The organism is Novosphingobium sp. AAP83, assembly GCF_001295795.1.
Classification (GTDB): domain Bacteria; phylum Pseudomonadota; class Alphaproteobacteria; order Sphingomonadales; family Sphingomonadaceae; genus Novosphingobium.
Genome location: NZ_LJHY01000018.1, coordinates 49,339 through 63,310 on the forward strand (window position 1 = coordinate 49,339; position 13,972 = coordinate 63,310).

Annotated in this window: 8 protein-coding genes; 3 read left to right on the top strand and 5 right to left on the bottom strand. The window is 56.6% G+C overall.

Going from position 1 to position 13,972, the window contains the following annotated elements; genetic code table 11:
- Window positions 1-335: 335 nt before the first annotated feature.
- Genes IP81_RS09900 through IP81_RS09910 form a run of 3 tightly spaced genes read left to right on the top strand, consistent with a single transcriptional unit; the run spans window position 336 to window position 2,943 of the window.
- Entirely contained in the window at window positions 336-1,499 is a 1,164-nt protein-coding gene (locus IP81_RS09900) for a capsule biosynthesis protein (RefSeq protein ID WP_054107838.1), read from the top strand.
- 2 nt (window positions 1,500-1,501) lie between these two features.
- Entirely contained in the window at window positions 1,502-2,299 is a 798-nt protein-coding gene (locus tag IP81_RS09905) for an ABC transporter permease (RefSeq protein WP_054107839.1), read from the top strand.
- Window positions 2,296-2,943 carry an ABC transporter ATP-binding protein gene (locus IP81_RS09910; RefSeq protein ID WP_054107840.1) on the top strand — a complete coding sequence of 216 codons (648 nt, stop codon included), beginning with the start codon at window positions 2,296-2,298 and terminating at the stop codon, window positions 2,941-2,943. The genes IP81_RS09905 and IP81_RS09910 overlap by 4 nt, the downstream gene beginning before the upstream one ends.
- 453 nt (window positions 2,944-3,396) lie before the next feature.
- Here IP81_RS09910 and IP81_RS09915 read toward each other — a convergent pair whose 3' ends face one another.
- The 5 genes from IP81_RS09915 to IP81_RS09935 form a co-directional block, all read right to left on the bottom strand.
- Window positions 3,397-5,868: a hypothetical protein gene (locus IP81_RS09915; RefSeq protein WP_054107841.1), complete on the bottom strand. Its 2,472-nt coding sequence runs from the start codon at window positions 5,866-5,868 to the stop codon at window positions 3,397-3,399.
- An 81-nt stretch (window positions 5,869-5,949) separates the two neighbouring features.
- On the bottom strand, window positions 5,950-8,253 hold the full coding sequence (locus IP81_RS09920) for a glycosyltransferase family A protein (protein ID WP_197274591.1): 2,304 nt from the start codon (window positions 8,251-8,253) through the stop codon (window positions 5,950-5,952).
- Window positions 8,254-8,415: 162 nt separating this feature from the next.
- Window positions 8,416-11,310 carry an FG-GAP-like repeat-containing protein gene (locus IP81_RS09925; RefSeq protein WP_157573160.1) on the bottom strand — a complete coding sequence of 965 codons (2,895 nt, stop codon included), beginning with the start codon at window positions 11,308-11,310 and terminating at the stop codon, window positions 8,416-8,418.
- Between the two features lie 143 nt (window positions 11,311-11,453).
- Window positions 11,454-12,224 (bottom strand): DUF5672 family protein, encoded by a 771-nt coding sequence (locus IP81_RS09930; RefSeq protein ID WP_054107844.1) that lies wholly within the window; start codon window positions 12,222-12,224, stop codon window positions 11,454-11,456.
- Window positions 12,225-12,228: 4 nt separating this feature from the next.
- Entirely contained in the window at window positions 12,229-13,839 is a 1,611-nt protein-coding gene (locus IP81_RS09935) for a glycosyltransferase family 2 protein (protein WP_054107889.1), read from the bottom strand.
- Between the last annotated feature and the right edge of the window lie 133 nt (window positions 13,840-13,972).

Here is a 13,972-nt window from a genome sequence, read left to right on the forward strand (position 1 = left end):
CTGTAACCGAGCGGGGCGGGTGATTTAACGCCGCCTCACCTCGCGGTATGGTCACACAGCGCAAGCCAAATCCCGGCCACAAATGCGCAGAAAATGGTTTGCACCCCGGCGGCATCAGTCCGCTGGGGGCGATTCGTGACGGGTTGACGAACCGGCGCGATGCTCAGAACGGGGCAAAACACATTCCCCCACCACCGCTGCAAGCGCCCAAGTTACCGTATCTTCAGGCGCGTTGGCCAGAACAATGATTTGCCCCAACTTGCGCCAACTTGCGTGTTAGCGTAGCGCGACTTGAAACCTATATTCAACTGGCCAAGGTTCATTTAAACAAGCGTATGAACGTCGAACAATCCTTCCCTTTCGAAGCTGAAGTCACGGCTAAACGCTCCACGTTTGCTGACTGGTTTGTAAAGCGGCGCTGGTTCATGCTGGGCGTTGTTGTTCCAACGCTGATCGCGGTGCTGTATTACGGATTTATTGCATCGGATGTGTACATTTCAGAATCGCGGTTTGTGATAAAAAGCCCTGACCAAAAGCGCTCGCAAACCTCGACCCTGGCCAACCTTATCCAGACAACCGGCCTGTCTGCCGGACAAGAGCAGACCAACGAAGTCTTGGGGTTTGTCCGCTCGCGCGATGCCCTGAAATCGCTGGAAAAAGACGTTGGCATTCGTGATCAGTTTGCCAATAGCGGCGCGGACTTCCTGTCCCGCTTTCCGGGGCCGCTCAGCCAGAACACATTTGAAGACCTGTTCCGGTACTATGGCAACATGGTCGACGCCCGCCTCGATAGCGACACGGGCCTTGCCGTCATCAAAGTCAAAGCCTTCAGCGCGCAAGACGCTTACGCGATCAATGCAAAGCTCCTGAATCTGAGCGAAGGACTGGTAAACCGCCTGAATTCCCGCGCGCAGAACAACGGCATCGCCGAGGCACAAAAGCAGGTCGATCTTGCCACGATCAAGGCGAAAGAGACGCGGGTGGCGCTGGCGCAATACCGCAACGCCCAATCGCTGATCGATCCGGAGCGCCAGGCCGTAGGCGTGCTCGAAATTTCCAGCGGCCTTGTGGCGCAACGCGCCGCACTCCAGGCCCAGCTCGAACAGATGCAGCGGGTAACGCCCGGCAATCCCTCGCTCCCGGCCCTACAAAACCGCATCGCCTCGATCTCCAATCAGATCGCCTTGCAGGATGGCCGCGTGGTGGGATCAAACAGCGGGATTGCCTCCAAGCTTGGCGGGTATGAGAATTTGGTCGTCGAACAAGAGTTTGCGACCCAGCGCCTCAATGCCGCCAACACCGCTCTGGCCCAAGCCAGCGCCGAAGCTGTCCGCCAGCAGTTCTATCTTGAGCGCGTGGTTGACCCCAATGTGCCCGACATGCCGCTATTGCCCCGCCGCTTTTTCAATATCCTGATCGTTGCCGCTGTCGCATTGTGCCTCTATTTCATCGCATGGATGTTTGTAGTGGGCATTCTTGAACACGCATCGGACGATTAAGCATGGCCGGGGCCGGTTGGGTGAAAATGCGTAGCGCGTGGTCCGTTCAGGTCCGCGTGATCCACGCGCTCGTCATCCGCGAATTGACCACGCGTTTCGGGCGTGAAAACATCGGCTTTCTGTGGGTCATGGTTGAGCCGCTGCTGTTCGCAGTATTGGTCGGTGTTCTCTGGCGCCTGACAAAGGGGCCCGAGGAACACGGGATCAGTGTGATCGCCTTTGTGGCCACCGGCTATATTCCTATCACGCTGTTCCGACACTGCGTGCAGCGAAGTGTCATTGTGTTCACCGCTAACAGCAGCCTGCTCTATCACCGGCAGATCAAGATCATGGATTTCATCTTCGCGAGATTCGTCATCGAATTTCTGGGATGCATGATGGCCTATCTCCTGATCGCGATTGCTTTGATGGCTGTGGATGAATTCCCGGTTCCGACAGACATCGGATTGTTCATAGCCGGATGGGCGCTTTATGGTTTGTTCTGCTTTTCCATTTGCCTTGTCATCAGCCCCCTGTCCGAAATCTCGGAGGTCATGGAAAAGTTCATTCCGGTGACCACGTACATCATGATTCCGTTTTCGGGCTCGTTCACCATGGCATCCTGGCTCACACCCGACTTGCGCGAATATCTGCTGCTTTCTCCGTTTGTGAGCGCCATGGAGATGATGCGCAAAGGCATCTGGGGTGAAGATGTTACCGCTTATTACAACATCTGGAATCCGCTTGGCTGTTCGGTGGTTCTCATTCTGGTGGGCCTTACCTTGTGCCGCAAAGTGCGCCGGACTTTGGCTGTCGAATGATCATCTGCAAGAATATCTCGAAAGAGTATAAACACAGCGCAGGCCGCAAACAGGTTCTCAAAGACGTGAATCTGGTGGTCAAGCCGGGTGAGCGTGTGGCCTTGCTCGGGCGCAATGGCGCTGGCAAATCCACGCTGATCAAACTGATAGGCGGGGTGGAAATGCCCACGTCGGGCACCGTCAGCCATCATATGTCGGTATCATGGCCGCTGGGTTTTGCCGGCGGGTTCCAGGGTAGCCTGACAGGCTACGATAATGCCCGCTTCATCGCCCGCATCTACAGCCGTGACTATGCCGATGTCCGCGCCTTCGTCGAAGATTTCACCGAATTGGGCAGCCAGTTGCGGATGCCGGTCAAGACCTATTCCTCGGGCATGCGCGCACGCCTCGCGTTTGCGCTATCGCTGGCCATCGAATTCGATTGCTACCTGATTGACGAGATCATTCTGGTCGGCGACCAGAACTTCCATCGCAAATGCCACTACGAACTCTTTGAAAAGCGCGCCGATCGCGCCTTGATCCTCGCCTCGCATGACACGTCGACCATAAGCCAAATTTGCAATCGCGCACTCTTACTCGACCGTGGTCACGCAACAGAATTTGACAATGTGGACATCGCAATTGATACCTATTGCAATCTTTAAGAGTCTTTATCCGATCAAAAATGAGCGTCGTTCAAATGCTTTAAAACACATCTGCTAAAGCAATCTCTGAGCTTAAGATTAGACTCCGAGCAGATTGCGTCCTATGAACTGATGAAGTGAACACCCCCGATCCGCATATACTGCATCGACAAAACGGGACTAACAGGCGTTAGCAAACCGCCCACGAGGCCACAAATAGCACACTTCATCGAACTCGAAGCATATCTCGAAATTTTGGTCGTCATGCCTGCCCTGAAGGAAAACCATGACCCGATAGGATACTCAAGCCAACATACATGCTGAATAAATACCTTACATCAACGAGATATGCTCGCACCACTAAGACTCGATGGCCAAAAATTTACAGAGAATATACATTTCTTCTCAAAAACACATTCATTAGAACTTGAAGCTTCTGTCCATCACAAAATTCAAAATTTTACTATCCCCATGTTAGCCAATACTTAGATTTTCAAAGTGAACATCAAGGCTTGTGAAGACGATTTGCGCATGTATATCCGAACCGCCCGCAAGCGGACGGGTCAGGAGCAAAATTTTGTCGTGCCCCTTGCTGATCCCGTAGCATGGCAGTTCAACGCGTGCCGCTTCGAGCGGCGCGAGTGACAGCCAGGCGGAAAGCGCTATGTCATCACTCACACCGCCAGTCTGCACAAAGTCCAAAATTTGCGCCACGCTCACGTGCGAACGCACCAGGGCAATCGCGGCTTCGGCACCGCTGTTCTGATCGCCAAAATTGCGCACGTTGCTCACGATCCGGCTGACACGGCGGTAAGGGCCGGAAATCTCGCCTATCGTCACTTCGCCATCCAGCGGGTGCACCAGCACACCGTCTGCACCGTCTTGCCAACCCACCGGTTCCCACGACCGCACCGGCCCTACCGGATTGATCCGGAACACCTGCCGCAAACGCCCGTGATCATAAGCAAGCGGACGCCCGTCAGCATCTGACGGGATCTGCGCAGGATCAACGCTGAGCATGCGCGCCTGCCACCCCGATGCCAAGCCGATCTGGTCGAGCAATCCGGCAGAGATGCGCTTGGTCGTCTCAAGCCGGGGCTGCATCAGCGCATCCAGCGTTCCCGCGATCACTGGCATGACCACGATCTTTTCGTTCTTCAAGGCGCAGCTTCGCGCAAACACTTCAAACCAGAACGCGCCGGCCAGCGTATCAAACGCAATACGCTCCAAAACTTTGGTATTGAGCAGGCACAGCGGCGGCGCGATCCGGCTTGATAGCAACGCGGTCGATGGCGCTTCGCCGGAATAGGTGCGGATGTAATCGCTCCGTCCGGTATTGGGATCGGTCATCTCGATATGGCCGGTCACCAAGGCCAGTTGCGGATCAGACCGCATCACCGCAATCGCCGCTTTGGCAAAACCGGGAGCCAGTTCAAAGCCAAGCGGCAACAGCAACACCGCATCTTTGCCCAGCGATGCCACGCGCTTGCCAAACATCTGCGCGCATTCCCGCTTCCCGGAACTGGTCACCAGCGTCCAGCCCCGTTCGCGAACAAGCGCACACTCCGGCCCGTCCGGCGCAAAGCTGCCGTGCGGCAACTGGAACACCATCTCGAACGTCTCGCCCACCGCGCGCAGTTCCTCTTCGACCCGCCGGGCATAATCAAACTGCCGGTGAAACTCGGCTGGCGATTGCACACCATAGCACAGCACGGCAACGCCGCTCGCCATGTGCCCTTCAGGCAAGGGTGCGGCAGGCGGAATGCTGGTTTCGTCCAACCAGTATGGTCGGCTAGGGACGACATCGACGACCGATGCGGCCTTCCACGTCAGCGCGCGCTCCATCGTCTCGGTCAGGGATTCAACCGAGCCATCAAACAGCAAACAGTTTTCGCCATCGTGCCAGCGGAAATCATTGCCGAATGCAGGGCAAGCGCCGTTAAGGATCACGCTCCGGCCCGCCAAAGCTGCTTCGAAAGCAAACAGGCACAAGCTTTCGTAATCCGATGGCACCACCACAATCGAATTGTCGATGAAGTGCAGCCGCTCTTCCGGCGTTGCCTTTTCAAGGAACACGATCCTGTCGGCCATATCTTCGGGCACAAGCGACTTCAAACCATCGTCAAAATTGCGGTCCCGGCCATTGCAGACCAGACGAAACATGCCGCTGTAGTCCGGATGGCGTTCCAGGAACAGGATCGCCGCGCGGATATACAAGTCTGGCCGTTTGACCGGCTGCAAGCGCGAGCCGAAAATGAAATCGTTGCAATCCCGCTCATCGCGCGGGACCACCACTTTGTCGGCCCGCTCATAAACGCCTGCCCCGATGTTGACGAAGACTGGCGGAAATTCAAGCATCGAGCGTCCCTGCCAGCGCTCCTCAAGGCCATAAAACCGCGCGGTATGCGCCGTGATTGCCGGATCATGGCCCACGATCAGGTCGGCATTGGCAAACAGGTGGCGTTCGGCATCGAACATGATCCCGGCCCAGTGACCCGGATCATAGGCAAACCGCTCAACCCCGTAGAGCATGCCTTGCGTTGAATGGATGCGCGCTGCAATCAGCGTATCGGCAAAGGCAATGCCTGCGCGCTTTGCTTCAACCGTGGCCACGCTCCACCCGCCAAAATCGGGAAACTCGATGATATCGAACGGTTTGCCGCAGCGTTCTTCGGCGGCCAGCAGGCCCAGATAATAGCGGTAGGAATCGCCGAACAACCACTCACTGGTCCACGGGTGCGCCTGCGCCTGCGCCAAAAGCTGCGCCATCGGCGTAAAGGTGTTTTGCAATGACGGGCAAACATGGATCGTTGCAATGCCGTCAAACGCCGATTGCAGCAGATCACGGGCATCGGGCCGGGATTCGATCAGAGCTTGCGGAACAAGGAAATGGAGGTCTGCCGGGAGCCCCATGTCCTCGTTATGCTTGGCAAAGTTATAAAGCATCCGACCAATTCCACCAGGCCCCAATGGATAAAGCTCATTAGTCACCAAGCAAACTGAAGTTTTTATTTTAGGCTTAAACACTTAAAGCTCCAAGAATTCAGCGTAGCTCTGTGTAGCAACCGCATGACGGCATTCGAGGTGGGCGACGATCATTTGCTCTATCCCTTTAGGATCGTCGCGCACAACCCCAATAACTTTCTCTATATCTTTAGAAAGAAGTGCAGAGTTATCAAGGTGATATGTAGTACAAAGAGCTATAAGAGGGTCTCTCGCGAATTCAGCAACGTATAATGGGCCAGTTATAGCTGGAGTGCCAACAGCAAAACTTTCAAGTTGGACCATAGGCTGGCATTCCGCCAATGTTGCGTTCAGCGTTACTGTACTTCTAGCCATTTCGTCCAAAAGATCTTGTCCACGCAGATACCCAACAAGCCGCAGCTTATGTAAGTTATGTATATTTTCTAATCCCTTTGGAAAGTTCGCAGTTTTAACCACATCAACATTTTTTGCCAACGAACCTGCGACTATGTTTGTAAACAAGTTTTTGTGAAAGCCGATATCAAGCGGAACATAGGCTTCGCTGCGAGACAATATTTGCCTAGCTCGCATTGGAATTTTGGGCGCAAAATTGACTATCGTATTATCCCAAAATCCTTCGACAACTTTGCTGAAGCCTGGCTTCACTGAGGCAATCCCGTTCAAAATGCCAAAGGTAAGGCGGTTCAATAGACGTGTAATGACAACCGTCTCAAAGTAATTTCCAAACATCGCAGCTGTGACATGGCTGACAACGTAAAATTTCACCATTGGCCCAAGCACAGAACGCAGGTAAATCAACAGCGCATCCGCATTGTCGGAATATCCCTGAAAACAGACGCGCTCGATCCCCATGCGCGCAATGGACTCGGCAATGCCGCGCTTTTCCGTGTCGGATAGGGCTTCATGTGCCGAAATCAGCAGCTTGTGCCCCGGGCTATAGGCCGAACACTGGCGGATGCCGTGCCATTCATGATGCGCGATGTGCAGCACCTTTTCAAACCCGGCGGCCTGATGGCTGTTGCGCACCATCGCAAGGCTATCGAATACTGGGCGGACCGAACTGAGGTTCTGCCGCTCGGCCTGCACGTGCACACCATCACTTGGCGGGTTATATTCCCCGCTCGTGCGCGGGCGGCCTTCGTTCCTGCCGTGCAGGATGTAATGCATGAAACCGGACTTCTGCCCGCCACGACTGATCTCGGCGGCAACATCAGGATTGGCCTTGAGATAGGCATTGTCATCAAAGTCATAGGGCGTCGGCACCGTCACGCCCAATTTGCCGACCAGCGGCAAGACCACGCTCCAGGTGCCATTGGGCGGCACGGGCGCCAACTTGCGGTGCTTGAATAGCGCGGACAAACGGCGATCCGCCAGCGCGGCGTTCACCGCAGCAATGGTCCACGCCAGATCGCCATCGCCGCGCGAGAACATCTGTACCGTTGGCAAGGCCGCAGCGGCCAGCCGTGGCGCAGCAGGTGCTGTGCCCGCTTCCGCTGCTTGCGCCCCCAGCGCCATGCGCAGCGAAACCGCCGAATGGCTGATGTTGCGGCGCAAAAACCTGTTGCGCACAATTGCGGTATACTGCTGATGAAGCGAGACTTTATCGACAACCGTATTGCGATATTCCGGTGCGGTCGTGTCTGACTGATCGCGATGATGATAGAATGCGAGGGCTTCCGGCAACACGCCGATATTGGCGTGAAGCAAGAACTCCATGCTGAACAGCCAGTCACCCAAAACCGGCAACGTCTCGTCAAAACCGCCAACCTGATTGTAAATCCGGCGGCGGAACAGGAACGAGATCGGCGGGAACAGATTACGCTCGATAACCGTGTCGAGCTCAACGTCGGTTATCTTGTTTTGGTAAGGTTTTTCAGATACTTGAATAACCTGATCGTCGCGAATAAGCTCCGAGACATAAGTCGAGTGCGTCACCACGCCATCGTATAAAGCGCCGCCCGACCCCGAGAGAAAATCAACAGTGCGGGCAAGGAACCCGGGGTCCCAGCTGTCATCATCATCATGGATAACCATAAAATCGGAATCGGCCGCGCGCGCGCCAATGTTGGACGCCGCTTCCATGCCCACCGAATGCGCATTGGACACCACCCGGATGCGGCTGCGGTCAACCCCGCTGCCATCCACAACCTCGCGAACGTCCGCCTCGTCCCCGCCATCATTGACGACGACCCAGCAATAATCCTTGAATGTCTGCGCGGCCACGCTTTTTGCCGCCCGTTTCAACAGGATCGCGCGATCTTTTGTCCGCGTAACAATGGCAACCTTGAAGCAACCAGAAGTTTCTTGCGTCTCTTTGTCAGCCGCCAAAATCGAAGCATTAGACACAAATAGCTCTCCGCGCATGGGCAAGGGTTTTGAGTACCGCCATATCGCAGCGCAGATAGGCAAAAAAAATTCGCTAAGCTAGTCCATTAAAACCCGCAAAACATTCGATATGGCTGTATCCGTTGCGATGGCGCCAAGTAAGGCCATAAGAACAAATGCATCTTATAGCACCAGCCCGTCAAACGCCGATGCCACAAACACGCCACCGAAGCCGAAGCCCACGATATCGGCAAAGCCATCGCCGTTCACATCGGCCAGTTCGCGGTGGAAGGTGTTGTCGCTGCTCCACCCCTGATCGCGCCCGAAGTTGGCAAGATCGAACGCGGCGGTGCTGAAGGTGCCGTTGTCCAAGCCATACGCAACAAACGTCCCCGCCACGCCGAACCCGACAATATCATCACGCCCGTCGCCGTTCACATCGGCCAGATCGCGCGTGAACACGTCCTGCGTGCTCCAGCCCTGATTGGTGCCAAAGTTGCCCAGCGCCAGCGTGGCGGCGGCAAAAGTACCATTCGCCTGCCCCAGCGCCACCAGCGTGCCCGCAGCGCCAAAGCCCACGATATCGGCATGGCCATCACCGTTCACATCGCCCACCTCGCGGTGGAACACGTTGTTGCTCGACCAGCCCTGATTGGCACCAAAGTTGTTCAGCGCCAAGCTGGCCGTGCCAAACGATCCCGTCCCCGTGCCCAGCGAAACAAACGTACCCGCCACGCCAAAGCCCACGATATCGGCAAAACCATCACCATTCACATCGGCCAGCGTGCGCGCAAAGCTATCTTGCGTGGTCCAGCCGTTCGCCGGATTGAAGTTGCTAGACCCCAGCGTAGCCGCACCGAAAGTCCCATTGGCCTGCGCCAGCGATACGAGCACGCCCGCAAAGCCAAAGCCCACGATATCAGCGCGGCCATCGTTGTTCACATCAGCCATCTCACGGCGGAAAATGTTGTCCGATGACCAACCCTGATCAACACCAAAGTTCGCCACCGCCGTGACCGGCGCAGCAAACGTGCCCCCCGCCTGCCCCAGCGCCACAAGCGTGCCCGCCTGCCCAAAGCCGACAATATCCGCCAATCCATCACCATTCACGTCCGCCGCCATGCGCGGGAACCGGTCCTGCGAAGACCATCCGCCTGCACCGGCGGCAAAGTTCGCCACGCGCGGGGTGCCGGGATCTGCAAAGCGATTTACCGCAAACAATCCATCAGCGAATTGCAGCTTTTCCACATTGGCAATAGTATCGGTTCCATCAGCGCCAGCGGTGATGGTGAGCGAACCATTGCCGCTGCGCACAATCGTCGCTTGCGCGCGCGTTACTGCAAAGCTGGCGGTATCAATGCCCGGACCACCATCCAGAACATCGTTGCCAGCGCCGCCTTGCAGCACATCGTTGCCAAAACCGCCGATCAATTGATTGACGCCTGCCCCGCCGGTCAGTGTGTCATTACCGCCATTGCCAAAGATTTTCCCGCCAACACTGCCCGATGATGCATCGACCACATCATCACCTTGGGCCATAACAATGTCACCGGTGACGCTGCCATTCACCAAGATGGATGATGAACTGCGCACATCTCCTTGCGGGGTATCCAACTGTAAGTCGAACAGTTCTGCATTCGCACTTTTAATGCTTGCAACCAAGCTGTCAGCGCCGATCACAAGGCGCGTGCCGTGCACAGCATCAAGGTTGGTTGAGGCCAGTGTGCTCGAATTCAGCGTTAGCCCGATTAACTGACCAACCCGGATATCTGCAACCCCTGCATCCACATTGCTGGCCGTCCAATTGGCGACAAGGACATAGCTGGAATTGAAGTTCAGCTTTTCGAAACCGGTAAAGTTGGCCAGATCAACGCTACGCGATTGCCCGGCGGTGAAGATGTTGAATTCGGCGGTATCCAATCCGGCACCGCCATCAACCGCCCCGCCCACGATGGCCACCGCACCTGTGCTAAAAACATCAAAACTCAGAAAATCGTCACCAGCGTCAAGCAGCACTGCTCCGCTCACTGCTGTCCCGGAATTTAAGGACAAGTAATCTCTCTGTGCACCACCAATGATTGACCGGAAGCTTGACCTTACCAACGAGGTATTGCTGCCTGCAATAGAGAGATCAACTTGCGGATTGAAAGAATCTATCAAATTGGCCAGAGCGAAGTTTGACGCCGGCAGAATGGAAATTGCCTGATAGCCTGAAAGACCGTTGATGTTAGAGGTAAAACCGGGGCTGGTTTCGATCACGGCGTGCTCAAAACCGGTAAGGCCGTGCGCAAAGAATTGTCCGGATGTTATCGCGATGGTGGCTGTATCAACGCCAATACCCCCTTCGGCGTTAAGCGAGTTTAATCCTCCTTCGATGCGGAGTGTATCATCCCCGCCGCCAAGGTTCACCGGGTCTCTGGTTCCGGCGCTGCCTGATGTGATCAGCGTGTCCCGCCCGTCGCTCAGCGTGATGCTGCCAAAGATCGTGCCGCGATTTATGATGACGTCATCACCAGAAGACCCGGTGATCTGATCAACTTGGCCACCAGTCTCGTTGACGAAGGCGTTGCCACCCTGATTCATCGTAACGGGACGAAAGAAGATGCGGCCTGATGCGGTGTTGGTGAGGGTTATTCCGGTGCCATCAAGACTGATACCGCCATAGGTAAGCACGCTGTTGGTGACACTGGACGGGGCGGTGATGCTGCGCTGGTTGTAATAGGTAAGCGCCACGCCGCCGGTGACGAAAGGGCTGATGCCGAACACGCCCGGAGCAAGGCCGGGTAAGGCAAGCGACATTCCGGCATAGTTGAGCGTGCCGCCGGTGAACTCTACAAAACCGTTAAGCGGGGCGGCATCGGAAAGCACGATAACGTCATCAGCCGAGAAATCAGTGATCGTATCGCCGTTCAGGTTGGCGGTCGTATCGATGAACCGGTCGCTTCCCTGTCCGCCCGTCAGCGTATCAGCGCCCGCACCACCGCTGAGCGTATCGTTGCCGCCATTGCCGATAACCTCATCAGCATCAGCACCGCCGATCAATACATCTGCGGTTTCCAGTCCAACGAATCTTGCCACAATATTTCCACCCGACAACTGATCAGCCTTTTACCAAGGCAAGGATTACTGTCCAGATCAAGGCTGTTTCATTTCATCGTTAAAGTACCATCCGCCAAATTGGCGCTATATTTTATTCAAAGCCGGGACGATGTTCTTGCACCTCAAATTCCCCTCGGCATATACCGGTCTACCAGCATACGCATCGCCCGGCCTATACCATATGGCCCGCGCGCCACATCCTTTAACAGCATGCCAAAATCGCGGCGCAATGTGCCGCGATCATCCAGCGCCTGATATATGTCCCAGAACGCCTCGATCCCGATGGCGCGGGGCATGTTCCAGACGCCGTGATAGCCAAAACAGGCGCGGGGATCGCCGTTGCGCTCGGCAGAAAACTGGTCAGCCAAATGCTTGGCGGCAAAGCGCATGCCTTGTTGCTCCAGCCATGCACGGTTGACGCGGCCAATCGCCACGTCTTCAGGATGGCTCGCCACAAAAGCAGGCGACGCACACAGTTCCATCAGTCGCTTGCTGCGCAGGGAAAACCCGCCATTGCCCACATCGCGCCCATCGTCAAACTGGGGCCAACTGGCGCCGATATAATCGCAATCGAGGAATGCTGGCTGCCATCGCTTTGCATCCAGCACATGCCCGTCCCACTGCGCCAACAGGCAATGCGATGTGCCAATGTGCTGCGGCAATTGCTCCAGCACAAACGCTGAATAGGCCTGTGCCGATCCCAACTTTGCGATAGGCACCACCTCGATTTCCGGATGGTCGGCGCTTACCACCGCATCGGTCAGCAATTTGCACGCGCCAAACCGCACTTGCCCCAGCGACACGGCCAAAGCGCGCAGCGTTGCCGCCACATTGACCGATGTCACCGCGCACAAAGTCACCTGCGGCAGGTCCAGCCGCGTGGCCGCGCTCATCGCCTTACCACCGCAGGCCCAAGGCATAGCGCTCGCTATACCGGCTCAATTGGGGGTGATGGAACGGATCGCCATCACCTGTGAAATCGTCGGTCCCCCAGCGTTCTTGCATGGCCGCCAGTTCCCGGCCAAGCCGCGCTGCCCCCACCGGATCACGGTCAAACCCGCGCGACACCGATTCATGATGCACCAGCGTCGCGCGCGGCTCATAGAATGATTGCCAGCCGCGCGCGTTCAAACGCATGCACAGATCCACATCGTTGAACGCCACTTCAAACGCGGCCTCGTCCAGACCGCCCACCGCCTCAAAGCTTTCCCGCCGCACCACAAGGCACGCGGCGGTGACGGCAGAGACAAATTGCGGCAGGGCATGACGGCGGAAATAGCCGGGCTCATCGGGTTTCAGCAGGCGGTGGGCATGCGCTGCGCCCCCGCAGATCCCCATGACCACACCCGCATGCTGAATGCGCCCGTCGGGATAAAGCAGCCGCGCGCCCACAGCTCCCACCTCGGGCCGCAGCGCCTGTCGCACCATGATCGCCAGCCAGTCGGACCCGAGCATCTCGATATCGTTGTTCAGCAAGCACAACATCTCGCCTGTGGCCAGCCGCGCGGCCTGATTGTTGAGCCGCGAAAAGTTGAATGGGCCATCATCGCGCAACACGCGGTGGCGGTCAGGATCAAGCTTTGCCAGATAGGCAAGCGTGGCAGGATCATCGCTTCCATTGTCGACAACAATGACCTCGACATCGGGATAGGCTGTCCGCGCCAGACCTTCGATGCAAGTGCGCAACAGATCGACGCGATTGCGGGTTGGCACAATAACAGTCACCTTGGGCAAGATCGGATCGCAAGGTTCGGCGGCCAGGGGAACCTTCGGCTCTGGCCGCTTCTTGCGATGGTGCAGGACATGCGGCAGGCGCACCGGCTCGCAACGTCCGGCCACCGCTGCAACCAGTTCTGCCGCCCAATCCGGCCCTGAACGCCTTGGCAAATCCGCCGCACTTGCGCGGACAATGCAAGCCCCTGTCAGAAAATCGAAGTGACGGAACAATTCAGTGTTCCAGGCCGGTTTGAAATGCGGGGAATGCCGGTGCCCGCGCCGATCCAGCAAATCATCGTCGGCATATATCACAGACATTCCCGTATTCGCTGCGACCGCGCGATAGGCCGCAACCGCACCTTCCGCCAGAACATCGCCTGCAAACAACGGCATAAGCCAGGAATTCTCGGCCCAGTCCACACGTGCTATCGCTTCAGCCAAACCGCCGGGCTCCACCAGCGCCGCCGGAATGCCTTGTTCCGCCGCACTGGCCAGCGTGGCATCCTGCCCCGGACCTACCACAACCAGCGCAACGATAGCTGGCTCATTGGCCAAGCTTCGGAGCGGTGCTGGCTCGGCCAGCATCCACAATTGGTAAATAGAGGACGATGCTGCCAGCAACGGCGCGAATTGCGCGCGCGATCGCACCTTCTTGCCAAGGATTCGCCACCACAATGCCTTGAACCAGGCGCGCGGAAACAACCACGCTGCGCTGATATGTGCCCGCATCAATAGCTCGGTCTTGCTATACCGATGCCGCGCGGTGCGGCTGCTCAAAATGTCAGATCGCATGAGTGTGGCCATTAGCGGCTTGTGTGATGGCAACAAGCATAACCTGCAATCACTCTATCCAAGTTATGCGGCATTTCTTGTGCTTTCCCTGCAATTGGCCGTATCTGGCAGTGCCGACGCATCCGATATTGCT